A 26808-nucleotide genomic window follows, 5' to 3' on the forward strand; every position below is an offset into this window, starting at 1 on the left:
GCATTCCACATAAAACGCGTAAAAGGAGGAGTATGCATGGAAAAAGGCTTGACCGTTCGCAAGATTGTCATTGCAGGCGTTCTGGGCGCGATCGCGATTTTGCTCGGCGTGACACGTCTCGGCTACATTCCGGTTCCGACAGCAGCGGGCAATGCCACTATTATGCACATCCCGGCAGTTATCGGGGGCATAATGGAGGGTTGGGGCGTTGGTATGATCATTGGCCTTATATTTGGAGTCTCTTCTTTCTTAAATGCCACCGTTCCGCTTTTTAAAGACCCTCTCGTCGCCATCCTGCCACGCTTGTTCATTGGTGTGACAGCTTACTTGACTTACGTTGGTTTGAAAAACGTCAATCAGTATTTAGCGATTGGTGCCGCTGGCTTTATTGGGGCGATGACCAACACGATCCTGGTACTGGGCATGGCCGTCATTCGAGGATATATGACCCTCGGTGTAGCGACCACGGTCGCGATCACGAGCGGCTTGCCAGAAGCCATTGTTTCTGTCATTGTTACGGTGGCTGTTGTTGCGGCTTGGAAAAAATTGGGCTCAGCAGGTAGGCAAAAATCAAAAATTTCAGGAGACTTATAATGAGTGGAACGATTGTTGACGTACCTGGCGTTCTCGTCGGGCATGCACAAAACGAAGAAACATTAACGGGATGTAGTGTGATTATGCTGGAAAAGCCGTCTGTTTGTGGTGTGGATGTCCGGGGTTCTGCCCCGGGCACCCGCGAGACGGACCTCTTGGACCCTGTCAATCTGGTGAGTGTCGTCCATGCGATTTGTCTTTCTGGTGGTAGTGCATACGGTTTGGATGCTGCTACAGGTGTCATGCAGTATTTGGAAGAACAAGGCATCGGACTGGATGTTGGCTTTGGTGTCGTTCCTATCGTTCCAGCAGCAGTTTTGTTCGATCTGGCTGTAGGCGACCATCGGGTTCGTCCGGATCGTCAAATGGGCTATGAGGCAGGACAGGCAGCGAGCTGTGAGACAGTAGCACAAGGAAACGTCGGCGCTGGTACAGGTGCGTCAGTAGGAAAGCTGAATGGATTTGGGAATGCGATGAAGAGCGGATTGGGCACAGCTTCCGTCATTCTACCCAATGGACTCGTCGTTGGTGCCATCGTCGCTGTCAATGCGGTCGGTCATGTCGTAGATCCCCAGTCAGGGACGATTATAGCTGGCCCGAGAGATGAACAGGGAACGATTCGGGATAGCATGGAGTTAATGCGTCAGCGAGCTTTTGCCCCGATCCCTCCAGGTACAAACACGACGATTGCCGTAGTCGCGAGCAATGCCCACTTGTCCAAAGCAGAAGCAAACAAAGTAGCGCAAATGGCTCACGACGGGCTTGCCCGTACGATCCGGCCGATTCACACCATGTACGATGGCGATACGATCTTTGCGGTCGCAACAGGCGAAGTCGAGACGAGTGTAGACTTGGTGGGCGCGTTGTCCGCAGATGTTCTGGCTGAAGCCGTCATCCAAGCCGTTAAGCACGCAGAGGAAGCAGGAGGACTGCCTTCTTATCGCAGTTACTTCCAGGAATAGGTGTACCATAATGGGATGCAGAGGAGAGGATTGGCGGATGAATCAGGTGATATCCTTTGTTGACGAGCAGGAGGTTGTGCGCCTAACGCAGGAGCTCGTTAGAATTCCGAGTGTGTTTCGCCCTGATCAGGCAGGAGCGAATGAAGAGCGGGTCGCGCTATTTGTCGCCGATTATCTTCGCAATATGGGGTTGCAGGTCTTCTATGAAGAAGTTGTTCCAGGCAGGCCGAATGTCATCGCGTTTTACGATTCGGGTAGACCTGGCAAAACGCTTTTGTTCGAAGCCCATACAGATGTCGTAACAGAAGGGGACCGGGGTGCATGGAGCTACGACCCTTTTGGCGGGACAATATCTGGTGGGCGTATCTACGGGCGTGGCTCCTGTGACACAAAAGGAAATCTGGCTGCCGCGATATGTGCCGTCAAAGCAATCCAACGATCCAAACAGTCTTTTACAGGCAAAATCCTCCTGTGCATCCCTTGCGATGAGGAGAGCATGATGATCGGGATCAAAGATTTCATCCGGCGCGGCTGGGCCAATAATGTCGATGCGGCGATCATCTGCGAACCGGAAGAAAATCAGCTCTGCATCACGCAAAAAGGAGCGATGCGAGCGATTCTTCGTACGTTTGGTAAAATGGCGCATGGAGCTATGCCATTGACAGGAATCAATCCAAACACAAGGATGGCACGCGCCATAGTCGCATTAGAGGGGCTGGAGCGCAAGGAAATGGCTCGTCTGGGAGAGCACCCAATGTTGGGGTGGCCAAGTATCACTCCGACGATTTTGCAGGCACCAGTCAAAGGAGACGCCCAAATCAACGTTGTACCCGATCAATGCATGACCACACTTGATATTCGCACGGTACCCGGGCAGGACCACCAAGGGCTATACAAAGAAATCAGTGCCATATTAGAAGGATTGAGTAAAGAAGATGACAAGTTCAAAGCAACCTTGGAAGTCATCGAAGAGCGTCCTTGGACGTTGACTGACATGAAGGAAGAAGTCGTGACCGCTGTCGCGAGCGCCTATCGGGAAATCACGAAAAAGGAACCCGTATACAATGGCGTTCCAGGTGCGACAGATGGAACCTTCCTGCAGAAGGCAGGCATTCCGATTTTGACAACAGGCGCAGGCGATCGCCATATCCCTCATCATGCAGACGAGTACGTAGCGATTGACCAATTGGTAGAATCTACCCAACTTTTTGCCTTGTCTGCCTTGACGTTTTTGACGCAGCCGGTACGAGCTTGATCGTCTACAAAAGGACTCTGCTTACGCTAGCGGCAGAGTCTTTTTATTCTCGCAAAAGAAGTTTTCTTAGTAAAAACTTGCAGAATCTATCTAATTTTTTTTACAATAGGCTTGTTACATAAGTGAAAAGGAGGCGCGTGCCCATGAATATGCGCTGGAATTTGGACGTCTTGTATTCCTCATTTGATGCACCAGAATGGAAACAAGATTGGGAGAAGTTCGTACGGGAAACAGAAGAGATCAAAAGCTGGGCAGCGCAAAACTTGCAATCTTCAGAAGATGCAGTAGCGAAGATGGAGAAATACATCACGATGATGACCTCCGTCCTGCAAACGCAATTCCGCTTGTACGCCTACGGAGAGCTGACTGCCAGCGTCGATGCCAAGAATGAAGCAGCATTGCTCGCGATTGAAAAAGTGCAGAATCAGGCTGTTGAATTGGTTGAACCAGGCGTACAATTCCAAAAATGGTTAGGATCGTTGAGTAACCTGAACGAGTTGATTATCCAGTCGGAACTGTTAGAAACACATCGTTTTATGTTGACAGAAATGTCAGACAAGAGCAAATACATGCTGGGCGAAAAAGAAGAAATCATCTTGGCAAAAATGAAAAATACAGGGTCAAATGCGTGGACAAAGCTCCATGAAATGTTGACCTCCACATTGTTGGTAGACATTACAGTCGATGGGGAGCACAAACAGCTTCCATTGCCAGTGGTGCGAAACATGGCGAACGAAAAAGATCCGCAGCTTCGCAAAACGGCATACGAGGCGGAGCTCGCCGCTTACAAAAAAATCGTTGATGCTGCTGCTGCCAGCTTGAACGGAATTAAGGGCGAGGTTATTACCGTAGCGAAACTCAGAGGCTATGAATCACCACTGGATAAGACGTTGCAAGACTCCCGCATGGATCGCGAGACGCTTGAAGCAATGCTTCAGGCAATGCGTGAGAGCCTCCCGTCCTTCCATCAATACTTCCGTACAAAGGCGAAGCTGCTCGGTCATGAGAGCGCTCAGTTGCCGTTTTATGATTTGTTTGCGCCAGTGGGCGAGGCAGACATGCGTTTCTCTTATGAGGAATCCCGCGATTTCATCGTGAAGCATTTTGGTAGCTTTAGCGAAAAGCTCGCCAACTATGCAGCACGAGCTTATGACAATCAGTGGATTGATGCAGAGATTCGCGAAGGCAAGCGTGGAGGGGCATTCTGCTACAACCTGCACATCGTAGGGGAGAGCAGAATTATGTCCAACTACACAGGCAGCTACAGCGATGTGAGCACAATGGCACATGAATTGGGACATGGCTATCACGGAGAATGTCTTGTAAACGAAGCTTTCTTGAATAGCGACTACCCAATGCCAATCGCTGAAACTGCGTCCATTTTGTGCGAAACCATCATTGCTAATGCAGCGCTTGAACAAGCGACTTCCGAGGAAGCATTTGCGATTTTGGAAAATGATATCAGCGGAGCAAGTCAGGTGATCGTTGATATTTATAGCCGTTACTTGTTCGAGACTGCTGTCTTTGAGCGCAGAACAGAAGGTGCCTTGTCTGTTTCCACTCTGAACGAACTGATGCTGCAAGCGCAAAAGGACGCGTACGGAGATGGTTTGGACCCGGCAGCCCTGCACCCATACATGTGGGTATGCAAACCGCACTATTATAGCGCGGATTACAATTTCTATAACTTCCCATATGCTTTTGGACTCCTGTTCGCGAAAGGCTTGTACGCAGAGTATCTGAAGCGCGGGGAAGCTTTTGTTGAGCAGTACGACAAGCTCTTGTCTGTAACGGGCAAAATGAGCATTGCGGATGTAGCAGCCATCATGGATGTAGATGTACGCTCCGTTGATTTCTGGCGGAATTCCCTTTCTTTGGTTGCAAAAGATATCGAAAAATTCGTTGAGCTCGCGTCTGCTCGCCTGAACTAAATAGGAAGAACGTCCGCTGTCCCATTAGCGGGCGTTTTTTATTTATGCTGCAAAGCGTTTTTGTGCGCATAGGGAACAGAGGGGAAGGAGAAAGTAAGAAAAAACAGATGAGGTGATTACGTGGTAAATGGATTGCAGTTACTCGACCTATTACGGGAAACGGAGAACAAAATGCTGCATTTACATAGAGCCATCGACAGAGTAAGCAGCGAGCCGGATTTCAAGGAGTCTGTCAGTGTTCTTACCGTTGTCGTTCGTGATTATCAACTTCAGCTCGACAAAATGAAGCAAGCGTTGGGCAAAATTGAAATCGGAGGGCAGCAACAACAGCAGCAACAACAGGGACATAATACCGAAATACATTAAGCATAGAACGACAAACAGCCCTCGAACTGCGCTGAAAAGGCAGATAGGGCTGTTTGTTTGCTTATCCGTGTAGGAAAGCTTACTGGAAATTAGCGTAACGCTTCACACCGTAAAACGGGTATAGCTTATGCATGTATTCGACTTTGCCATAACGAACATCTTCGCCATTCGCGTGCACAATTGCTCCATTACCCAGATAGATCGCTACGTGGGACACGCGTCCTTTTCCAAGCGCATCGTAGAACAAAAGGTCACCCGGCTGTGCTTGATCCAGTGATACTTCTTGACCGCCACGGAATTGATCTTCAGAAGTGCGTGGGAGTGTAACCCCAAGCTGCTCAAAAACGTATGAAGTAAAGCCACTACAATCAAAGCCATTCGGAGTTGTTCCGCCTAAAACGTATGGTGTTTTGAGCAATGGCTCAAAAATTTCCTGCAAACGACCCAGGTCTTCTGCATTTACCTCGGCAGGCAGCGAAACGGTAGAAGTGAGGTTTGGACTTAGGAATTCTGTAGCAACGTATGCTTCACGATCTTCGAATTCGATTTTCGTCCATTCACTACCCGTTTCTACGACTTCTACAATGGAACCGAGTCGTAGCTTGCCTAACACTTTTGCGTCAGTCGAAGGCTTTTTACGCACATTCAGCACGTCACCAGTGACACGGGCTTTTTCACCAGCGGTTAGTTCTTTAGACTCAGTGGTAGCGTTATCATTCTGATCGACAGTAACATCGGATGGAATGTCAGTCGCAATGGAGCCAGAAGTGTTTGCACCATGAATTGACAATGTTTGTCCAATTGACAATCGATCATCATTCAGTTGGTTCCATTGAATAATTTGATCCACCGTGACCTGATGTTCGCGAGCGATCTTGCTCAACGTATCACCTGCTGATACCACATATGCCGATGAGGAAGCATGGGCAGCAGTAGGCAGCAGAGTGAAGAGGGCGAGGAAGGTGAGTAGCCTCGAAGTCTTTTTCATGTCATCGTCTCCACCAATCTACTAAAATCTGCATATCTAGATAAAATTCTATCGGATTTTGCTTGGTAAATCTATGAAAAAATTAATCTTTCTATTATTTTTAAAAAACTATTGCGTCACGAGATAGGATCGTGCTATATTACAGAAGTCGCCGCAAGATGGGGGACAAAAACCACATGGAGCTGTGGTGAAGTTGGAGTTCACGCCGGTCTGTCACACCGGAGGTCGCGGGTTCGAGTCCCGTCAGCTCCGCCATTCTTTTACTAGAATGTGCGAATTGAATAGTTTCTCGTAATGTGCCGGTATAGCTCAATTGGTAGAGCACCTGACTTGTAATCAGGGGGTTGTGGGTTCAAGTCCTATTGCCGGCACCATTTTTATGCGGTCGTGGCGGAATTGGCAGACGCGCTAGATTCAGGTTCTAGTGGTGGCAACACCGTGGAGGTTCAAGTCCTCTCGACCGCACCATATGGCAAACAACAGGTTCGTAAATTAGCGGATGAAGCTAATTACGAGCCTTTTTATTTTTTCTAGCATGTTGAATCCTCCTCCATTTTCCATTACAATCACATTATGATAATGAATATCATTTTCATTATCATTTGATGATTCATAAACAAACGAGAAAGACAGTGGAGGGGTAGTTGTGGAAGAACAGTTGGAGCTGTTTGATGTAACCATTATCGGCGGTGGTCCTGCGGGGATGTACGCTGCCTTTTATAGCGGAATGCGCGATATGAAGACGAAACTCATTGAAGCGAAAGAAGAGCTCGGTGGACGAATGTTGATCTATCCAGAAAAAATGATCTGGGATGTAGGCGGATTACCACCACAGTTATGTGAAAAGCTGATTGCCAATCTGGTGCAACAAGCGAAGACATTTGATCCTACCATCGTCTTAGGTGAGGCGATCATTGGACTAGAGCCACAAGAAGATGGCACGTACATACTCGTTGCAAAATCAGGGAGACGGCATTGGACCCGCACGATCATATTGGCTTTAGGCCGAGGTATTTTGAAAATGGCAAAGCTGGAGATCGAAGGAGCAGAGCGCTACGAGGTGACAAATCTTCATTATACCGTGCAGGAACTGGAGCCATTCCGTGGCAAGCACGTCCTTATCTCAGGTGGTGGGGACTCCGCGGTCGATTGGGCAAATGAACTGGTGCAGATTGCAGCATCCGTAACGGTCGTGCATCGCCGTGATGTATTTGGTGGACATGAACGGAATGTGAAGCGCATGAAGGAGTCATCTGCGATCGTACGCACCCCATATGCGGTCACGCAATTGCAAAGCTCAGATAAAGAAACGATCGATAAAGTGACGCTACGTCATCTAGAGACAGACGAGACGGAGCAAATCAATGTCGATGCCATCATCGTCAATCACGGATTAAAGGCCGATTTCACCGGGATTAAAGAGTGGGGCTTGGACATGGATGAATGGAATGTATTTGTCAGCCCTCGTCTGGCAACGAATCTACCAGGGATTTTTGCGGCGGGCGATTTTGCGAGCTTTGACAGCAAGATTACGCTGATCGCGGGAGCATTCACCGATGCGGCTGTAGCCGTAAACAGTGCCAAATTGCACATTGACCCGGTAGCAGATCGGATGGCGTACGTTTCTTCTCATAACCAGCGCTTTAAAGAAAAGAACAAAGCTCTTGGGGTTATCGATGAGGACGACGAGTAGAATTGATATAGGACAAAAAGCCCAACATTTGCAGGTTGATTGTCGCTTTTCCCATACGTTACATTGTAAAAGGCAAGGTAGAAAAACAAGGTCAGACGATATAAATAGGGAACTTCGTGCTAGATAATCGATCAACAAATGTGGGAGAGGAAGTAGAAATGAAGAAAGTTCGGCATTGGCTGATCACTATGGCTACAGTGGCCCTTGTGTTCTCGCTCAGTATGAACTTCGCGCCTGAGCATGCAATGGCATTACAATTAGACCGGTTTTCTCCTTCTATCGAGTTGCAGGATAAGTTGCAGGAAAAGTATGTGGAGAAGATGGGCCTCAAGGAAGACGAGGTTCTCGGCTTTTATTACTCATCGATGAAAAACAGCACAGATGAGCGTAAACATAACATCACGCAAGCATTGAGCAAGATTCATAATGAAAAAATCAAGCCGCAACAGGTGTTTTCTTTCAACGAGATAGTGGGAAATTCGAATTTGCCTGAGGGTGGTTGGCAAAAGGCTGGAGTCATTCAGAACGGGCAGCTCGCTGATGACTATGGAGGCGGGATATGTCAGGTTTCCAGCACGCTTTACAATGCAGCTGCTGAAGCGGGAATGATCATGGTGGAACGGCATAATCACAGCAAATCGGTGAGATACGTGCCAGTGGGTCAAGATGCCACAGTCGCGTATGGCTATATGGATTTTAAATTTGTCAACTTGTATGATTTCCCTGTGAAAATCAAAGCAAAATCATACGATGACGAACATGTTGTGATTGCGATCATACGTGCGTAGCTTCGAAGGAATAAAGGGGGCATCCTATGGATGAACCCTGTTTTTTTCGGTATTTTTACAGGGAAAAAATGGATGCTGATTTGGTTTTGAGTCATGCATTCCTGACCATACTGTTTTAGAAGGAGGTGCCGTGATGTTCGTTCAGGTGACAGGTGATTCACACAAGCAAGAGGTTCTCGTCATGGGAGAACGGTTAGATCGCCAGCAGGATGGTTGTTATCTTTTGCCTGGGAGACTTGTCCACGCATTGAAGCCACATGATTTGCCAGTAGGAATCCCATTCAAGCTCTCGGGTGCGCTGCCTTCTGGCTACGGGTTTTATCGGGAAGACTCTGTTATTTTCCGGCGGACGAATGATACTCCTTCCCTGTGGATTGATGTTACTTCTACATATATGGTGGCGGAATGGGATGGCATGTTCTCGGTGGAAGCAACGGTTGAAGCCAGAAAGCATGTCGTGGAACAACAACAGCAGTTTGCCTTTGTCCTCTCCGAAGCGACAGAGCAACAAGTGATTTTTCATTACGAGTTTTCCTGGAGCTCCGAGCAAGAGATGGATCTGGAGAGTGCTTTGGAATGTATTTGTGATACCGTGATTGAAGTAGAAGCACGTGGAAATGCCCGACTTTGGCCTGGTTATGGAAACTGCATGGAAGAGGACGAACAAGACAAGCTGTAAGACGCCATGTAGCCATGATATAGTGAAAAAAAGACAGCCACCAAAGGAGAGGACAAGACAAAATGGAGCACGTCAAAAATATTTACTTTATCGGTCGCAACTATCGATTGCATGCTGCGGAGTTGGGGAACGATGTGCCAACCAAGCCAATGATCTTTAATAAGCCAACACATGCGCTTGCAATGGCAAACGGTGAGGCCATTGAGCTTCCTTCATCTCGTGGAGAACTCCATTATGAGGCGGAGCTTGTGATTCACATCGCGAGGCCGTATGAGGCTGGAGTTTCTCTTGACGAGATGATTGACAAAATAGCACTGGGGATCGACTTTACTTTGCGGGATGTTCAGAGCGAGCTGAAGAAAGCAGGGCATCCATGGTTGTTGGCAAAAGGGTTTAAAAATTCAGCGATTTTGACTTCTTTTCATCCTTTCCCTGGCATTCATGCGCTGCACCAAACGGATTTCTCCTTGCTGAAAAATGGAGACCAAGTGCAACGCGGCAATCTGCGTGATGTAATTTTTGATTTGGAAACGATTATTGCCTATATTTCCGAACATCTAGGACTGGATCAAGGGGATATCATTTACACGGGTACGCCAGCGGGGGTAGGACCTGTTACGGATGGAGACGTCCTCACTCTCAAGTGGGGAGAAGAGACGTGGGGGCAGTTTACGGCGAAAATGAAATAGGGACAAATGGAAAACCATCTTCTGACAGAAACAAGCAGAAGATGGTTTTTGTTTGGCGCTCGGGCCAGCAATAGAGCGGGTTTTTGCGGCGAAAATTATCTTTGATACCGTTTTGTAACCTTTGTGGTTCTATGGAACTAAGGAGTAGCAACCGCCTACGTTACACCTTGTTTTCTGACTAGTCCCATGCTACCAATTCCATCATTGGAAAATTTTACGGTCTTATCCTCCTGTTTCCTCCTGCGCTATTCTGTCCATGTACCCAAGACGGGTGCCACAACATGACAAGGAGGAAAAGAAAGTGACGAAACGAGATTGGGTAATGAGGTCAACAGTAGCAGTCATGCTGAGTACGTCCCTGTTAATGGGTGGTCAAGTTGGAGTAGTGGCCGCTAAGACACAAGATTCAAAACAATCAGAGGTTGCAAATATTGCTACTTCTTTGATCGGGAAGGATTACGAGTACAAAGCAAAGGGACCGAAGCAATTCGGATCAGCAGAGCTGGCTACGTATGCGTACAAACAAGTAGGGATTTCCATCGGGAGCACAATCTCTAGCCTGTACAAGACTGGGACGAAAGTATCCGAAAAAAGCGTAACGCCAGGAGATTTGGTGTTCTTCGCCTCTAGCGGAAGCGGTAGCCCAACTTTTATGGGAATATACATAGGCAGTGATCAATTCGTTTATTCTTCGAAAGGGGAAGACGAGGTAGTTGTCAAAACATATTCGGAGTACAGTGACAAATTTGTAGGGGCTCGTCGTGTTATTGAGAGCAATTCCTCAGAGAATAAGCCAAGCAAGCCAGAAAAGCCGACAATCACTGTTGCCGATCAAGTCATTAAAAATGGCGAAAAGTATATGGGCACCAATTACAAATACGGCTCTAGCAGCAGTACGACCAAAACATTCGATTGCTCTTCCTTTACACAGCGCGTGTTTAAAGAAGCGGGCATTACATTGCCGCGCGACTCCCGCCAGCAATCTACTGTAGGGAAATCTGTTTCCAAGAGCAATCTGCAAAAAGGTGATCTGATCTTCATGAAGGCATCGGTAAACAGTACTTCTGATCGGATTACACACGTAGCCATTTATGCAGGGGATGGGAAAATCCTGCACACGTACGGCAGTCCTGGTGTGACTTATTCCAAGTACGATGGAACGAACTGGGAAAAGCGCACAGTGAAAATCAAGCGCGTCATTTAAGCATCCAATCCATTTCAGCTCTCGTGCATTTGCATGGGAGCTTTTGTATTATATATGACGCTTGTTCGCACAGATCGTTTCGCGTCAATTTTTGCCAATAGGGAAAAGGGAATCATACCGCTTTTACGTTCGCAACACGAAATGTGTTGTAATATTCAGAAATATACATATAATAAAAACTGAGAGGTGATTCAGGTGTCAGAAAATAGTCTACCTACCCCTGTTTTAACCAAGAAAGGACAGGAAACTCGTAAAAAAATACTGGATGCCGCAGAGCATGTGTTTGGAGAGCTGGGTTATTATGATGCATCTATCGTCTTGATTACGCAGCATGCACAGGTGTCCCAAGGAACATTTTACAATTATTTCGAGTCGAAGAAAGCGATTTATGATGAATTGATCAGGCAGCTGAGTAGAGAGCTACGTTCCACGATCAAAGAAGCGATCATGGGAGCAACCACGCAAGAAGAGAATTTGCGCCTAGGATTTCTGGCCTTTTTTCGTTGGATCAAACATCATCGCAATATGTACAGCATTATTCAACAGGCTGCGCTCGTCGACCAGGAGCTGTATCGCTGGTATTACGCCAAACTGGCAGCCGGGTACGTACGAAGTTTGAAGAACGCCATGAACGAAGGAGCGTTTCGAGAGATGGATCATGAGACGCTGGCTTATTGTCTCATGTCGATCGGACAATTCATCGGGATGCGTTGGGTTTACTGGGAAAATGAAGACGTACCGGAAGAGGTGTTAGAAACAGCCATGTCGATGATTATGAAAGGGATTGCTGCCAAGCCTTAACCGATCCATTTTATAGGCAAAGGAGTAGAGTTCATGCACGGAATTGCTTATTGGATTGAAAAGCGAGCCCGAATCACTCCGACGCGGTTCGCAGTGATTGCCAACGAGCAATCACTCACGTATCAGCAAATGAATGAACAGATCCAACGTGTTGCCAACTATTTACGACATGAGCGACAGGTCAAAAAGGGGGATCGGATCGGCATTTTGTCCCAAAACAGTTTGGAGTATGTGCTTCTGCTGTTTGCCATCGCCAAACTCGGTGCGATAGCCGTCCCCTTTAATATCCGCTTGACCCCAGCAGAATTAGATTATCAGTTTGAGGATAGTGGTATTCGCGTGTTATGTGCCCAGCCAGAGTTCGCTGCTACCATCGAGTTGATCAAGGCGAAGGCCAGTGTTGCGCACATGATATGGCTGGAACCGGGAGAACTTCCTTGGAGCCAGGATGGCCCGAGTGAGTCATCCCAGCACAGTAGGACCAATGCAGATGACGGAAGTGGAGATGATCCATACATCATTTGCTATACATCAGGAACGACAGGAAAGCCTAAGGGAGCAGTGCTCACCCAAGAAAATATGTTTTGGAACTCCGTACACAACGTAGCCGCGCTTGATCTCACCTCAGAAGACTGCTCGATTGTCTTATTGCCACTCTTTCATATCGGGGGAATCGGACTGTTTGCCTTCCCTACATGGCTTGCAGGCGGACGCGTCGTTGTTGCCGGGAAGTTCGACCCTGATAAAGCGATTCAACTAATCGAAACCCACCGAGTCACCATTGTGATGGGTGTGCCCGCCATCTATGAAGCCATTCGTCAAAGCCCTTTATTTGCAACCACATCATTCGATTCCGTCCGTTGGTTTTACAACGGCGGCGCTCCATGCCCCATGGAACTCATCCAGCATTTTCAGGAGCGAGGCCTCCCTTTTGGACAAGGATACGGCCTAACAGAAACATCCCCCACCGTGTTTATGATTGCCAAGGAAGATGCGAGAAGAAAAGCCGGCTCAATCGGTAAGCCCGTCATGTTTTGTGAAGTCCGCCTGATCTCGGATGATGGAAAAGACGTGGGTCAGGGCGAAATCGGAGAATTGCTTGTCAAAGGCCCGAATGTGATGAAGGAATACTGGAACAGACCAGAAGAAACAGCCAAGACCATCCGCGATGGGTGGCTGTACACAGGGGATTTGGCACGTTTTGATGAAGAAGGGTTCGCCTTTATCGTAGGAAGGCGCAAAGACATGATTATCTCAGGCGGGGAGAACATTTATCCGCTGGAGCTGGAACAGGTCATCGGCGAGCTGGATGGTGTTCTAGAAGCCGCAGTCGTCGGTGTACCTGATGAAAAATGGGGAGAGGTCGCGAAGGCGTTTATCGTGCCCAAATCAGGTGTAGTCATCACGGAAGCACACATCAAAGAACACTGTGAGCAAAGACTGGCGAAGTATAAAATCCCGAAGTCATTCGTGTTTTTAACCGAGCTGCCACGCAATGCGACAGGGAAAATTGTCAAGCAAGCATTGACCAGATTGAAGACAGATTCCATTACACAATGAGGTGATTTCATGGCGAGATTTGCAATAGGGGAGCAAGCATCTTTTAGCAGAACGATTACGGAAACAGATATCGTTCTATTTGCAGGAATGAGTGGGGATTATAATCCGGTGCACATTGACCAACAATACGCAAAAGATACGCGATTTGGTCAGCGTATCTCACATGGACTGTTGACGGCGAGCATGTTGTCCAGATTGCTCGGGATGCAGCTGCCCGGCATCGGTTCCATTTACAAAGACCAGACCATTTCGTTTACGGCTCCGGTATTGATCGGAGACACGATCACCGCGACCGCCACTGTGCTGGAGTATCAAGAAGAGCGGGGCATCATCCGATTGCTTACAGAATGCACGAATCAGCATGGAAAACTAGTTCTGACTGGAACAGCGACGATGCTCGTACCGAGGGAAGGAGCGAAAGTATGAATCATCTTGAAGTGAATACGATCCAAGAGCAGACCATTGGAGTGGAAGCGACGTCCGTATTTTTTCCTGAAGGTGTAGAAACAGCTGAATGTTTGGCTGAAAAGACAGGAATCCCCACACGAGTTATTATCGAAAAATTCGGTCTTTATCAAAAGCATGTCGCAGATGACACCCTTCATGCATCAGACCTCGCTGTGCTCGCTGCCCAACAGCTGACCGGCTCGGTGATCGATCCATCTGAGATTGACGTGATTATTTACTTTGGTAGCCCGCACAAAGATTACTATGTATGGTCTAGCGCACCGAAGATTACATACGAACTAAAAGCGACAAACGCATACGGTTTCGAGATGATGAACGTCAGCTCTTGTTTTCCAATCGCCTTGAAGGTTGCCAAAGATATGCTAACGGCAGATGCATCCATTGAAAACATCTTGCTGGTTGCTGGCTGTAAAGAATCACAAATCGTCGATTACGACAATCCTCGCTCACGCTTCATGTTTAATTTTGCAGATGGGGGGACAGCGGCTCTCATAAAACGTGGAGCTACTAAGAGCAGAATTCTCCACAGCTGTGTCATTACCGATGGTTCTTTTCACGATGATGTAAGGGTACCCGCTGGCGGCTCGAAGCACCAACCTAGTCATGAAACGGTTGAAGACAGACTCCATTACATCGATGTGCCGAATCCGAGCGATATGAAAGAACGACTTGATCCCATCTCAATACCAAACTTTGTTCATGTGGTAGAGCAAGCATTGGCAAAAAGCAATCATTCCCTTCGTGATTTGAAGCTGCTGCTTCCTTTGCACACAAAGCGTTCGATGTTCTTGGAGCTGTTGGAGCGTTTGCAACTGAGCGAGGAGCAGGCCGTCTATCTCGATCATTACGGGCATTTGTCTGCACTCGATCCGTGTATTGGACTGCATGTCGCACAGCAAGAGGGACGTCTTGCCCCAGGGGATATTGTCGTAGCTGTCAGTGCTGGGACTGGATATACGTGGGCTGCAACCGTACTGGAATGGTTAGCCGAATCGTAATGAACATTATGACACTCGAGGAGGAACGGGCGTGAAAAAAAGAGGATGGAACATGTTGCTCCCGCTAGCGATGTCTGTCGTGCTTGTTGTTGGCTGCAGCCAAAATGAAAGCGCTTCATCTGGTGGCGGCAACACGATCAAGGTAGGTGTACTTGCTTCGCTCACAGGCCCATTGGAAAGCTACGGCAAGCAGACGGCAAGAGGTTTTGAGCTCGGGCTCGATTATGCAACAGAAGGCAAGCGAGAGATCGGTGGCAAAAAGATCGAGTTTGTCGTGGAGGATACGGAGACGAAGCCGGATGTCGCCGTTCAAAAAGCAACGAAGCTCCTGGAAACTGACAAGGTAGATTTTCTCGTAGGCTCCTCGAGTTCAGGCGATACGCTAGCTGTCCTTCCTCTGGCAGAGGAGTACAAAAAAATCATGGTCGTAGAGCCAGCAGTAGCAGATAGCATCACAGGGAAAAATTGGAACAAATACATTTTTCGCACAGGTCGAAATTCTTCGCAGGACGCAGTTGCTGGCGCTGCGGCCATTGCTTCCAAAGGAACAAAGATCGCGACAATGGCTCAGGACAGCGCCTACGGTCGAGAAGGGATCGAAGCCTTTAAGACCGCCGCTGAAAAATTAGGGGCTGTCATCATCGAAGAGCAATACGTGGACACGAGCACGACTGATTTTACAGCCAACATCCAAAAAATCATTAGCGCCAAACCCGAATATGTGTTCATCACGTGGGCAGGCTCGAACTCCCCGTGGAAACAGCTGCAAGATATGCAGGTTCAGCAAAAAGGCATCAAGGTGTCTACGGGAGCTCCTGATATCGCTGCATTGAAAACGATGGAGGCAATGATCGGGATGAAAGGCTTCTCAGTGTATTACCATTCGCTCCCCAAAACGAAAATGAACGACTGGCTCATCGATGAGCACAAGAAGCGTTTTCAGGGCGAGATTCCAGATTTATTTACGGCAGGCGGGATGACGGCAGCTGTAGCGATTGTGGAAGCGCTGAAAAAGACGAGCGCCGATATAGATTCGGAGAAGTTGATTGCTGCGATGGAAGGCATGACCTTTGATTCACCGAAGGGCCAGATGCAGTTCCGGGTGGAGGACCATCAGGCACTGCAAACATTGTACGCGATCAAGCTAGAGAAAAAAGAAGGAGTCGATCATCCGGTCCCTGTGCTCGTTCGGGAGATGACGATGGAAGAGACAGCACCGCCTGTCAGGAACCAGAAGTAGAGGAGGTGTGTGATGAGTTACTTGTTGGAAACGGTTGACGCAAGCGTAGCATTCGGGGAGCAAACAGTCATAAACAAGGTATCGCTACGCATACCGAAGCAGCGATTTACTTCGATCATCGGACCGAATGGAGCTGGAAAGACGACGCTGTTTAACTTGTTAAGCGGACAGCTTACTCCTTCGCAAGGAATAATCAAGTACAAGGGGCAAGAGATTACACACTTGCCCCCAGCAGCACGAGCGAGATTGGGTATTGGCCGATCGTTTCAATTGACAAACTTATTTCCCAAGCTAACAGTACGGGAAAATATTCGACTGGCAGTGCAAGCCGCACAGGGCGTTCGGTTTCGTCTGTGGATTTCCCAAGCAGATCAGATGCGACAGGCTGAGGAAGTTGAACGATTGCTGCATCTGGTATTGCTGGAGAAAAAGGCAGATGTGCTGGCAAGCCTACTGGCGCATGGGGAAAAACGAAAGCTGGAGCTGGCAATGCTACTTGGACTGCGTCCGGATGTTCTTTTACTCGACGAACCGACGGCGGGTATTTCGCTGGAGGAAGTCCCAGCTGTATTGAGGGTAATCGAATCCATAAAGGAAAGCAATTCGTGCACGATCATCCTCATCGAACACAAGATGGACATGGTCAAATCACTCTCCGATCACATGGTCGTTCTGTTTCATGGAGAGCTATTGGCTGAGGGGACACCGACTGACATGATGCAAAATGAACAGGTGCAATCTGCCTACTTGGGAGGGTTGTATAAGCATGATGCTGCAACTTGATCAGATTGAAACGTACCTTGACCAGTTTCACATCTTGCAGGGTGTCTCGCTCTCCGTGCAAGCAGGTAGTATTACTGTCCTGTTTGGACGAAACGGCGCTGGCAAAACAACGACGCTTCGTTCCATCATGGGGCTTGCCCCGATCCGTCATGGTCAAATTCGCTATCGAGGAGAAGAAATCGGACATTTGCCGACCTATTCCATCGCACGTAAAGGGATTGGCTATGTGCCCGAGAATCAAGGGATTTTTCATGATTTTACGGTAGAAGAGACGTTCCGGCTCGCCATGCAAAAAAATGACGACGAACAAAAAGAAAAGCTCGCGTGGATGCTCGATCTTTTTCCTGACCTGCATCACTACTGGAAAAAGAAAAGTGGGCACTTAAGCGGTGGTCAAAAACAAATGCTTGCGATAGCACGAGCTTATGTGAACAGCAACGGACTCTTGTTAATAGACGAGCCGAGCAAGGGGCTTGCACCCATCATGGTTGAAAAGCTCATGCTCCACATCGAATCGATGAAAGAGAAAACGACCGTGCTATTAGTTGAACAAAACTTTATGATGGCGAGCATGATTGGCGAGCAGTACTACTTGATGGATGAAGGGAAAATGGTCCGCAGTGGCGCGATGCAGGAGTTGAAGGATGATGCAGATACACGACAAAAATATTTGGGTATTGCTTGAGCGTCTAACAGGGAGGGGGAGGATGAAATGGATGTCGCGATTAATTTGCTTGTAAATGGACTGGCGACAGGCACACTCATTTTCTTGCTCGCTTCCGGGCTCACGTTGATCTTTGGCTTAATGAGTGTGTTGAACTTTGCACACGGTGGATTGTTTGCCTGGGGAGCCTTTGCTGGTGTATGGCTTTTCGGAGTGACGGATAGCTTTTTTCTGGCCATCGTAGGTGCTGCCGTTATCGGGATGCTGCTCGGTTTCGTGCTAGAGCGCGTACTGATCCGTCCCGTGTACGGTGATCATATTCAGCAACTGCTCGTGACATTGGGCGGGATGCTCGTGATCAGTGAATTGCTCAAGGTATTTTGGAGTCCCAATCCCATTCGGGCAGGATTACCAGATTATTTGCAAGGAAGCATCGAGCTTGGCGACATCATACTAATTACGTATCGCTTGTTTGTCATCGCTGTGGGAATAGCTGTGTACGTCGGGTTGCATCTGCTATTGACGAGAACGAGACTAGGCTTGATCGTCCGAGCGGGCGTCATCGATAAGGAAATGGTGCAGGCACTCGGCATCAATATTAAACAAGTGTTTACTTTCGTCTTTTTGCTGGGGGCAGGCATGGCTGCGCTGGGAGGAAGTCTGCTAGCCCCGTATTCGGGGGTTATTTTTGCGGAAATGGGTATGCAGTATGCGATTCTGGCATTCATCGTCGTCATTGTCGGTGGGATGGGAAGCGTTCAAGGCTCTATGATTGCGGCGCTTTTAGTAGGGGTGCTTGGCTCGTTTATGGCTTACTTCGTTCCAGAGCTTTCACTGGCAGTGAACATGCTGCTGATGCTGGCAGTGCTGCTTATCAAACCATCCGGCCTGTTTGGAGTGAAGGGGTGATCATGCGTTGACTACATCCGGATTGTTGAACCATCGTTTTATCCTCTTTGTGTTTTTGTCTTTGGCGGTTTTGCCGTTTCTTTCAGACTCGCGAAGCCTGTACATCTTGTTCACCCAAATCTTTATCTTTGCGATTTTTGCGATGAGCTTTGATTTGTTGCTCGGCTATACGGGGATCGTCTCATTCGGACACTGTATGTTTTTCGGAATAGGTGCGTACTCTGTGTCTTTATTCCTGAAAAGCTTTGAGGCGACGATCGGCTATTTCTTACTTGGCGTACTCGTTGCCATCGTGCTATCTGGGATTCTCAGCTATGTGATCGGGATGCTATCCTTGCGCTTGAAAAGTCATTTTTATGCGATGCTGACCTTGGCGATTTCCCAGCTGCTATTCGTATTGGCAGAGAAATGGCGCTCGCTGACGATGGGGGGAGATGGCTTCACCTTCCCGGTTCCTGAGCTGTTTCGGGATCGTTTGTCCTTTTACTATGTATGCCTGCTCCTAATGGTCATGCTGTTCGTCATCTTGCGGGCGTTTACGCGCTCTCCACTCGGCAAGGTACTGAAAGCCATCGGTCAAAATGAACAACGCGCGGAAGCATTAGGCTATCAAATTCTTCATTATAAGGTAATCGTCAGCATTGTCGCTGGAGTGGTTGCAGCGATTAGTGGAGGCTTGTACGCGGTCATGCTGCGCTTCGTAAACACCCAAGTGTTTTCAATTGAAACGACACTGGATGCACTCTTGATGAGCATGATCGGTGGGCTGGGAACGCTATTTGGCTCTATTTTGGGGTCGGGAATCGTAGAGCTGGCGCATCACGGACTGACTGAGCTGGCGAAGCTCCACCCGATATTCGAGAGATGGGTCATATTCCTTGGCTTGCTCTATATTTTGGTCGTTCTTTGCTTTCCGAGTGGAATTGTCGGCAGCTTTCAAGAGTGGAGAGAAAAAAGAAAACAGCGTTCCGTGCAGGCTGCGACGATCATGGAGCCAGTAGAGTGATAGGGATGAAAGAAGGGAGGTCAACCGCTGGAAAAGGTTGGCCTTTTTTTGTCCCATTTTTGTCGAAAGAAAAAGGTGAGAATTATAGTGATGTCGAATTATCATTCATTAATCTTAGAAAAGGTGGAGATGTGCTATGGAATTAAAGATGCCAGTGAACTATAATTTCGCAGCCCAGGTGGACGAATGGTCGAAAAAACAACCAGAGAGACGTGCGGTTTGGGAGTTAGATGAGCAAGGCCAGGAGCATATCCTTACGTACGAAGATTTGCGCCAATATTCAAATAAAATTGCGAATGGACTAGGGTCCATTGGAATCGGGCATGGAGATCGGGTACTCGTTCTGGTTTCCCGAGGAACATTGGCTTACGGTCTCTATTTGGCACTGCTGAAGCTAGGGGCAGTGATTTTGCCAGGGTCTGAGATGCTGCGTTCCAAAGATATCGAGTACCGGATCAATCATGCAAAAGTAAAGGCAGTGATCAGCTTCGCGGGAGCAATGTGTGAGGTTGATCTGACGAGAGGCAACTGTTCTACCCTGCAACACTACATCACGACGGGCAAAGAGAAAGAAGGGTGGATTTCGCTTGAGGGGTTGCTCCAGGGGCAGGACACAGAATTTGAGGTAGTAAACACGAAGTCGGATGAGCTAGCCTTCCTGTCTTATACTTCAGGGACGACTGGGGGACCAAAAGGGGTCATGCATGTTCACGGTTGGCCGTTTGCGCATTTGGCTGTGGCGGCTACACAGTGGCTGGACGTTCGCGAAGGTGATGTGGTTTGGGCAACGGCTGGGCCTGGTTGGGCCAAGTGGATCTGGAGTCCGTTTGTCTCTACATTAGGGCTGGGAGCGACCGCGTTTGTCTATAAAGGAAAGTTTTCTGCGGAAAATTATTTGACGATTCTGCAAAAATACCCGGTATCTGTTTTGTGTGCGACGCCAACCGAGTACAGAATCATGGCAAAGGTAACGGATTTAGAACAATACAAGCTGTCCGCCCTGCGCTCCGCATGTTCGGCTGGTGAACCGCTCAATCGGGAAGTGATCGACACATTCCGCCGCGTCTTCCAGTTGACCGTGCGAGACGGATACGGACAGACAGAGAACACTTTGCTGGTGGGTACCTTTGTCGGCATGGAGCCAAGACCAGGTTCAATGGGCAAACCATCGCCAGTTGTAAGAATCGCCATTATTGACGAAGAAGGAGCGGAGCTGCCAGTAGGCAAAGTGGGCGATATTGCCATTGATCGCCATATGGTGGCGCTGTTCAAAGGCTATCTGGATGATCCCGGGCGCACTGCCAGAGCGTTTCGCGGTGACTGGTACGTGACGGGTGATCAAGGCCGCATGGACGAAGATGGCTACATCTGGTTCGAAGGACGTTCCGATGACATTATCATCTCAGGCGGATATACGATTGGTCCGTTTGAGGTCGAGGATGCGCTGGTGAAGCATGCGGCGGTAGCGGAATGTGCGGCGGTTGCCAGTCCTGATCCAGAGCGTGGTCATGTGGTAAAAGCCTTTGTCATCCTGAAAAAAGGGAATGAGCCATCCGAAGAGATGATCGTGGAATTGCAAAACCATGTCAAGCAATTAACTGCTCCGTATAAATACCCGCGCAAAATCGAATTTGTACAAGAACTGCCGAAAACGACCTCCGGTAAAATCAGACGGATCGAACTGCGGCAGCAGGAGGCACAGCAAAATCAGCATTTATAGGGAATCGTTTGTCTTACGAAAATGTAATATTGCTGTAAGTGGATTCGATGGGACGAAATGCGTGCATCCCCTACAATATGAGTAGAAGCAAGGCAAGGGGGAATGCAGCATGAACCACCTTCCAATCCCATTAGGAAGAAACACCGACTTGCATGAGGCGGCGAGCATGCCCAAGCTTAAGAAACTCGGTGTTCGTTGGAAAAAACGACTGCGTATCAGTTTTCTCGTGATCATGATGGCAGCTATTCTGGCGCCGCTCGTGCTTGCCTGGACAGGGAATATATGGATAGATGAAAAAAAGCTGGCTGCTGTACAGCAATCCAACACTTATGTAAAGCTGGACGAAATGCCTGATTATGTGTGGAAGGCATTCGTTGCAATAGAGGATCATCGGTTTATGCAGCATCCAGGAGTGGATCCGATTGGATTGAGCCGAGCGATCTGGGTCGATGTCAAGGAAGGTGCCTACGTGCAGGGCGGAAGTACAATCACCATGCAGTTGGCGCGGAACCTGTTTCTGACAAACGACAAAACCATGACTAGAAAAGTAAAGGAAGTCGCGATCGCTTTACAATTAGAGCAGCGATACAGCAAAAAAGAACTGCTCGAAATGTACCTCAACGTCATTTATTTCGGGCACGGAAAATACGGAATTGGCGAGGCTGTTCCCTTTTACTTCGGAAAAAAAGCAAATGAAACAGGAAATCGAGCAGTAACATTAGGAGAAGCGGCCATGCTGGCTTCTTTGCCGAAAGGACCAGAGCGTTACTCACCGATAAAGAACTGGGACAGAGCCAAAGAACGGCAGGAGGTTGTACTGAATCGGATGAACGAATTGGCCGTGATCGATCAAAGCGAAAGTACATTGGCTAAGAACGAGCATATATCCGTTGTTCCTACTTCCAAACGCGCAGCGAAATAAACGAATATGATGAATCCCCTGTCTGGATGGCAGGGGATTTTTGCTATGGAACAGAAGAAACATGCATTTCATATGGCCGGTTGCCTGATGGTGGAACAGCGGCGGGGATGCAGAGCGCTTCTTATGTCGTTCGGTTCACAGCCTTGCCCAAAGCATCTTCCAATACATGGGCATACTGCATGGTCGTTTCGATTTTGGAGTGCCCCAGTTGCGCTTGGAGCTGATGGGGGTCAGGATTCAACCGGAGAAACTGGGTAGCAAAGCTGTGACGAAGCTTATGGACTGACAAATCGGGAATGCCGAATGCCTTGGCGTACTTTTTGACCAGCTTTTGGACAGAACGCACTTCAATGCGATGCCCATTCGGATTGGCAGGGGAAACAGCGAGAAAAACAGCGTCCTCTTGCGGTTCGGGATTGTATTTGTTACGCAGCTGCAAGTATTTGGTCAAGTACTCTTTGCCCCAGTCACTGAAAAAGGGAGCGTCCTCTTTCTTTCCTTTGCGAATCAATTTCAACTGGTTTTTTTCCATAATAATGTCGGATAGATCGAGACTGACGATCTCTGACACACGGAAGCCACCAGAGAGAATCATCGCGATCAAGGCAGTATCCCGGTCGCGGTTTTGCATGTGATACTGTTTCTTTTTTTCCGTATCACAATGAGCCAAATATCCGTTGTAGACAAAATCAACGAACTGATAGATTTCGTCGTCTATCAGGATTTTTGCCCGAATGGCGTGGGCGCGTGCGAGGGGAGTCAGCTCCGTGATCTCCAGCTCGATTTTGGCGAGTACATTCCGCGTCAAATACGATTCCCCATTCTCATCCTCAGCGAGGGCGGACAAGTAATGAAAAAGTGATTTCAGGCTCGATATTTTTCTGCTGATGGTGCGGTCACTGTACTCTTTCTTAGCGCTTTTGGTAGGGTTCGAGAGTAAGGCGGATCGCTCATACAGATGCGACTCCTGCAAGTATAATATGTAGCTTTCTACCGTTTCCTTCTTCAAATCATTCAAATCGCTTAATGGAATGTCCTTCATATCCGTCGCAGTACTCAATCCTTCTGTCATCATCCAGCGAAAGAAAAAGGAGAAATCGCGTAGGTATCCAAGCAAGGTGGAGGGTGAGTTCTTTTTGGATTTTTTATGCTCAATAAACTTTTCGACATACCACGGGTAGGAGCCAACTGTTTGCAAAAGCTGCAAGGCATCGCGCTGTTTGGTAACGGACATGCTTTCACCACCAACATCTATTTGTAATCGTATACGAACATATATTCTATCAAAAACCAAACGTTCTGGGAATTGCAAATTGAACAAGAAAACGTCATGATGGGGAGTGTGGATCGATGTTGGATAAGAACGGAGTGGATTCATAGTGGCAACATGGGACTTATCTCAGACGAGACATCATGTGCTGATTTGTAACGGTGGAAGCTGTATGCGCAAGGGGGGCGAAGAGGTTACGGTAGCGATACGCGAAGCGATTACCGAAGCAGGTTTGGATGACTATGTACATACAACCCGCACGCGTTGCAACGGACGCTGTGAGGACGCGTGCGTAATGATCGTGTACCCCGAGGGAATCTGGTATGAAAACGTGACACCAGAAGATGCACAGCAGTTGGTGGAAGAGCATTTTCAAAACGGCAGACCAGTAGAGTCCTTGATGACGCATCGCTTCGAAACGAACGGTTTTGTGCGTACGATAGACACCAAGCCCGGTATCTTAAAATCACAAAAGGCAAAAAAATGAGGAAAAGGCCACGATCTGCTCATGAAGCAAGAGAGTGGTTTTTTCATTTTCAGGAGTCTACGATTTACGACAAAAGGAGAAAGTAGGAGAGATGGCAATATCGAAAGGAAAATGATTGAAAACGTTAACAATATGTCTTTGTGATGTGGACGTTTTAAGTAAATGGTGGTAATATGTCTGTAGATTAAGTTGATTTTATGCGAATTTTATCAAAATGATATGTCCATACAGTGTGAACAATTGTTTTTGTGGAAGTTACTATTCGATGGCTGAATAATGGAGGGATTCTCGTTGGCGAGCAAAACACTTGAACATTTTTTACATGAAAATCTGGCAGATTTGAAGAGCAAGGGACTGTACAACGTCATTGATCCACTGCAAAGCGCAAATGGTCCTGTCATTACGATTGCAGGAAAAGAACTGATCAATCTCTCCTCCAATAACTATCTGGGCTTGGCTACTGATCAACGCCTTGTGGATGCTGCGATTGCAGCAGCAAGCAAATATGGCGTAGGAGCAGGGGCTGTTCGTACGATTAATGGAACCTTGGACCTGCATGTGAAGCTGGAAGAAAAGCTCGCTGCCTTCAAGCATACGGAAGCTGCAATCGCTTACCAATCTGGCTTTAACTGCAACATGGCTGCGATCTCTGCTGTCATGGACAAGGACGATGCGATTCTTTCTGACGAATTGAACCACGCTTCCATTATTGATGGATGCCGCCTGTCACGTGCACAAATTATCCGGGTGAACCACTCCGATATCGATGACCTGCGTGCGAAAGCGAAGGAAGCAAAAGAATCCGGTAAATATAAAAAGCTGATGGTCATTACTGACGGCGTATTTTCAATGGATGGCGATGTTGCTAAATTGCCGGAAATCGTCGAGGTAGCCGAAGAATTTGACTTGATTACGTATGTAGACGATGCCCACGGCTCTGGTGTTCTCGGTAAAGGGGCAGGAACGGTTAAACATTTTGGCCTGTCTGATAAAATCGACTTCCAAATCGGCACGCTTTCCAAAGCAATCGGGGTAGTCGGTGGTTATGTAGCGGGACGCCAAGAGCTCATCGACTGGCTCAAAGTACGCAGCAGACCTTTCCTGTTCTCGACTTCGCTGACGCCAGCGGATGTGGCTGCTTCCATTGCAGCTATCGATATTTTGATGAACAGCACTGAGCTGCAAGACAAGCTGTGGGATAACGGACATTATCTGAAAAAAGGCTTGAAAGAACTCGGCTTCAATATCGGGGAGAGCGAAACGCCTATCACTCCTTGCATTATCGGAGACGAACAGCAGACTCAAGAATTCAGCAAGCGACTGTATGAAGAGGGCGTGTACGCGAAAGCGATCGTGTTCCCGACTGTACCAAAAGGAACCGGCCGTGTACGGAATATGCCAACAGCGGCGCATAGCAAGGAAATGCTGGATCGTGCCCTTAGCATCTACGAAAAAGTTGGGAAAGAAATGGGGATCCTGAAATGAAAAAAATTCTGGTAACCGGGGCGTTAGGACAAATTGGTTCCGAGCTCATCATGAAACTACGCGATATTTACGGAGCGGATCAAGTCATCGCTACAGATATCCGGAAAAACGAAGACGATCCTGTGGTGCAATCGGGTCCATTCGAAGTTCTTGATGTCACAGACGGAAACCGGATGTTTGAGCTGGCGAAGAAACATGGCGTGGATACGATCATGCATTTGGCTGCGCTGTTGTCTGCAACCGCAGAAGCAAAGCCACTCTTGGCATGGAACCTGAACATGGGCGGGCTGGTAAACGCGTTGGAAGCAGCACGTGAGTTGAACTGCCAGTTCTTTACACCGAGCTCGATTGGGGCATTTGGTCCGACTACACCGAAGGACAACACACCGCAGGACACGATTCAACGCCCTACGACCATGTATGGTGTCAATAAAGTTTCCGGTGAGTTGCTCTGCGATTACTATTATCAAAAATTTGGGGTAGACACGCGCGGCGTTCGTTTCCCAGGTCTGATCTCGTATGTAGCGCCTCCGGGTGGTGGTACGACTGACTACGCAGTAGACATTTACTATAAGGCGATCCAGCATGGAGCGTATACGTCCTACATCGGCAAAGGAACGTACATGGATATGATGTATATGCCTGATGCGTTAAATGCGATTGTTTCCCTGATGGAAGCAGATGCCTCCAAGCTCATCCACCGCAACGCGTTCAACGTGACTGCGATGAGCATTGAGCCAGAAGATGTAGCAGCAGCGATCCGTAAACACATCCCTGAGTTTACGCTCTCTTATGAAGTCGACCCTGTGCGTCAGGCGATTGCCGATAGCTGGCCGAACTCCATTGATGCTACGGCTGCCATGCAAGAGTGGGGCTTCAAAGCCGAGTACGACTTGGACAAAATGACCGAGGACATGCTCGCAAAACTGCGGGGAAAGTTGCTCCAGCAAGTCGGATAAACGAATAGAGAAAAGGAAAATGTGCCACTTCTTCTTGTGCCGTGATGCGAGAGAGGTGGCCATTTTTTGTTTGTCCGTTCACATGCACGTTATAAGACTTTTGAATGCCTTTCCTGTTCTCCGGGCACATTATGAAAAGAGAGGGGGAAAATCATGGATTTATCAAAAAACTTGCAGGGCAACCATTCGAAGCACGACGAAGAAGGACAAGTCATCCCAAATATACAGGACACGAAAGACAGTAGTAATGAGGAACGACCAATAGAAAGCTGGGGCTGGTCGAATAATACCGAGAGGGTTCGAGAGAGCTGACACCATGTAACAAACAAAACCTTCCGGAATCCGGGAGGTTTTTCTCGTACACACAAAGGGAAAACCGTCCAAACA

26 protein-coding genes and 3 tRNA genes are annotated in these 26808 nt (G+C 48.1%); 27 read left to right on the forward strand and 2 right to left on the reverse strand.

From position 1 onward, the window contains the following. Positions 1-36 precede the first annotated feature (36 nt). The 5 genes from ACUUHJ_RS14045 to ACUUHJ_RS14065 all read left to right on the forward strand — a co-directional run bounded on the left by ACUUHJ_RS14045 (position 37) and on the right by ACUUHJ_RS14065 (position 5108). Positions 37-594 (forward strand): ECF transporter S component, encoded by a 558-nt coding sequence (locus tag ACUUHJ_RS14045; RefSeq protein ID WP_064199677.1) that lies wholly within the window; start codon positions 37-39, stop codon positions 592-594. Further along, the gene (locus ACUUHJ_RS14050) at positions 594-1556 is read left to right on the forward strand and encodes a P1 family peptidase (protein ID WP_289677760.1); all 963 of its coding nucleotides are present in this window, start codon (positions 594-596) and stop codon (positions 1554-1556) included. Before ACUUHJ_RS14045 ends, ACUUHJ_RS14050 begins: the two co-directional genes overlap by 1 nt. Positions 1557-1593: 37 nt before the next feature. Beyond that, complete coding sequence (locus tag ACUUHJ_RS14055; protein WP_472299117.1) at positions 1594-2811, forward strand: M20 family metallopeptidase; 1218 nt, start codon at positions 1594-1596, stop codon at positions 2809-2811. 143 nt (positions 2812-2954) lie between these two features. Continuing rightward, positions 2955-4742 (forward strand): M3 family oligoendopeptidase, encoded by a 1788-nt coding sequence (locus tag ACUUHJ_RS14060; protein WP_472299118.1) that lies wholly within the window; start codon positions 2955-2957, stop codon positions 4740-4742. A gap of 120 nt (positions 4743-4862) precedes the next feature. Then, entirely contained in the window at positions 4863-5108 is a 246-nt protein-coding gene (locus ACUUHJ_RS14065) for a hypothetical protein (RefSeq protein WP_289677763.1), read from the forward strand. Between the two features lie 79 nt (positions 5109-5187). On the opposite strand, the gene ACUUHJ_RS14070 is transcribed toward ACUUHJ_RS14065, so the two are convergent. Further along, entirely contained in the window at positions 5188-6096 is a 909-nt protein-coding gene (locus ACUUHJ_RS14070; RefSeq protein ID WP_472299119.1) for a C40 family peptidase, read from the reverse strand. A gap of 178 nt (positions 6097-6274) precedes the next feature. On the opposite strand from ACUUHJ_RS14070, the gene ACUUHJ_RS14075 reads away from it, so the two are divergent. The 19 genes from ACUUHJ_RS14075 to ACUUHJ_RS14165 all read left to right on the forward strand — a co-directional run bounded on the left by ACUUHJ_RS14075 (position 6275) and on the right by ACUUHJ_RS14165 (position 22220). Continuing rightward, a tRNA-Asp gene (locus tag ACUUHJ_RS14075) sits at positions 6275-6351 on the forward strand. Positions 6352-6394: 43 nt separating this feature from the next. Continuing rightward, positions 6395-6470, forward strand: a tRNA-Thr gene (locus tag ACUUHJ_RS14080). Between the two features lie 7 nt (positions 6471-6477). Next, positions 6478-6564: transfer RNA gene (locus tag ACUUHJ_RS14085), tRNA-Leu, on the forward strand. A 178-nt stretch (positions 6565-6742) separates the two neighbouring features. Next, entirely contained in the window at positions 6743-7789 is a 1047-nt protein-coding gene (locus ACUUHJ_RS14090) for an NAD(P)/FAD-dependent oxidoreductase (RefSeq protein WP_289677765.1), read from the forward strand. Positions 7790-7947: 158 nt separating this feature from the next. Then, positions 7948-8577, forward strand: a complete 630-nt coding sequence (locus tag ACUUHJ_RS14095; protein ID WP_289677766.1) for a VanW family protein — start codon at positions 7948-7950, stop codon at positions 8575-8577. Between the two features lie 133 nt (positions 8578-8710). Next, positions 8711-9256: a hypothetical protein gene (locus ACUUHJ_RS14100; protein WP_188068110.1), complete on the forward strand. Its 546-nt coding sequence runs from the start codon at positions 8711-8713 to the stop codon at positions 9254-9256. Positions 9257-9318: 62 nt separating this feature from the next. Continuing rightward, on the forward strand, positions 9319-9945 hold the full coding sequence (locus tag ACUUHJ_RS14105; protein ID WP_472299121.1) for a fumarylacetoacetate hydrolase family protein: 627 nt from the start codon (positions 9319-9321) through the stop codon (positions 9943-9945). A 301-nt stretch (positions 9946-10246) separates the two neighbouring features. Further along, the gene (locus tag ACUUHJ_RS14110; protein ID WP_472299122.1) at positions 10247-11149 is read left to right on the forward strand and encodes a C40 family peptidase; all 903 of its coding nucleotides are present in this window, start codon (positions 10247-10249) and stop codon (positions 11147-11149) included. Between the two features lie 195 nt (positions 11150-11344). Next, positions 11345-11950 (forward strand): TetR/AcrR family transcriptional regulator, encoded by a 606-nt coding sequence (locus tag ACUUHJ_RS14115; protein WP_017248223.1) that lies wholly within the window; start codon positions 11345-11347, stop codon positions 11948-11950. A 33-nt stretch (positions 11951-11983) separates the two neighbouring features. Continuing rightward, complete coding sequence (locus tag ACUUHJ_RS14120; RefSeq protein WP_472299123.1) at positions 11984-13510, forward strand: o-succinylbenzoate--CoA ligase; 1527 nt, start codon at positions 11984-11986, stop codon at positions 13508-13510. Between the two features lie 9 nt (positions 13511-13519). Further along, positions 13520-13936, forward strand: a complete 417-nt coding sequence (locus ACUUHJ_RS14125) for a MaoC family dehydratase (RefSeq protein WP_472299124.1) — start codon at positions 13520-13522, stop codon at positions 13934-13936. Next, entirely contained in the window at positions 13933-14976 is a 1044-nt protein-coding gene (locus ACUUHJ_RS14130; protein ID WP_472299125.1) for a 3-oxoacyl-ACP synthase, read from the forward strand. The genes ACUUHJ_RS14125 and ACUUHJ_RS14130 overlap by 4 nt, the downstream gene beginning before the upstream one ends. 70 nt (positions 14977-15046) lie before the next feature. After that, positions 15047-16216, forward strand: a complete 1170-nt coding sequence (locus ACUUHJ_RS14135; protein ID WP_472301185.1) for a substrate-binding domain-containing protein — start codon at positions 15047-15049, stop codon at positions 16214-16216. Between the two features lie 12 nt (positions 16217-16228). After that, positions 16229-16999 (forward strand): ABC transporter ATP-binding protein, encoded by a 771-nt coding sequence (locus tag ACUUHJ_RS14140; RefSeq protein ID WP_289677771.1) that lies wholly within the window; start codon positions 16229-16231, stop codon positions 16997-16999. Further along, on the forward strand, positions 16983-17684 hold the full coding sequence (locus tag ACUUHJ_RS14145; protein WP_289677772.1) for an ABC transporter ATP-binding protein: 702 nt from the start codon (positions 16983-16985) through the stop codon (positions 17682-17684). Before ACUUHJ_RS14140 ends, ACUUHJ_RS14145 begins: the two co-directional genes overlap by 17 nt. 27 nt (positions 17685-17711) lie before the next feature. Beyond that, on the forward strand, positions 17712-18572 hold the full coding sequence (locus ACUUHJ_RS14150; protein ID WP_289677773.1) for a branched-chain amino acid ABC transporter permease: 861 nt from the start codon (positions 17712-17714) through the stop codon (positions 18570-18572). A gap of 7 nt (positions 18573-18579) precedes the next feature. After that, entirely contained in the window at positions 18580-19578 is a 999-nt protein-coding gene (locus ACUUHJ_RS14155; RefSeq protein WP_289677774.1) for a branched-chain amino acid ABC transporter permease, read from the forward strand. A gap of 136 nt (positions 19579-19714) precedes the next feature. Continuing rightward, positions 19715-21298: an acyl-CoA synthetase gene (locus ACUUHJ_RS14160; RefSeq protein ID WP_472299126.1), complete on the forward strand. Its 1584-nt coding sequence runs from the start codon at positions 19715-19717 to the stop codon at positions 21296-21298. A gap of 109 nt (positions 21299-21407) precedes the next feature. Beyond that, positions 21408-22220: a transglycosylase domain-containing protein gene (locus ACUUHJ_RS14165; RefSeq protein ID WP_472299127.1), complete on the forward strand. Its 813-nt coding sequence runs from the start codon at positions 21408-21410 to the stop codon at positions 22218-22220. A gap of 121 nt (positions 22221-22341) precedes the next feature. Here ACUUHJ_RS14165 and xerS read toward each other — a convergent pair whose 3' ends face one another. Beyond that, the gene (gene xerS / locus ACUUHJ_RS14170) at positions 22342-23454 is read right to left on the reverse strand and encodes a tyrosine recombinase XerS (protein WP_289677777.1); all 1113 of its coding nucleotides are present in this window, start codon (positions 23452-23454) and stop codon (positions 22342-22344) included. A gap of 145 nt (positions 23455-23599) precedes the next feature. On the opposite strand from xerS, the gene ACUUHJ_RS14175 reads away from it, so the two are divergent. The 3 genes from ACUUHJ_RS14175 to ACUUHJ_RS14185 all read left to right on the forward strand — a co-directional run bounded on the left by ACUUHJ_RS14175 (position 23600) and on the right by ACUUHJ_RS14185 (position 26421). Then, entirely contained in the window at positions 23600-23977 is a 378-nt protein-coding gene (locus ACUUHJ_RS14175) for a (2Fe-2S) ferredoxin domain-containing protein (protein ID WP_016740414.1), read from the forward strand. Positions 23978-24268: 291 nt separating this feature from the next. Beyond that, complete coding sequence (locus ACUUHJ_RS14180; RefSeq protein WP_472299128.1) at positions 24269-25462, forward strand: glycine C-acetyltransferase; 1194 nt, start codon at positions 24269-24271, stop codon at positions 25460-25462. Next, complete coding sequence (locus tag ACUUHJ_RS14185) at positions 25459-26421, forward strand: L-threonine 3-dehydrogenase (RefSeq protein WP_048032750.1); 963 nt, start codon at positions 25459-25461, stop codon at positions 26419-26421. Before ACUUHJ_RS14180 ends, ACUUHJ_RS14185 begins: the two co-directional genes overlap by 4 nt. Positions 26422-26808: the final 387 nt, after the last annotated feature.

The organism is Brevibacillus schisleri (assembly GCF_055685845.1).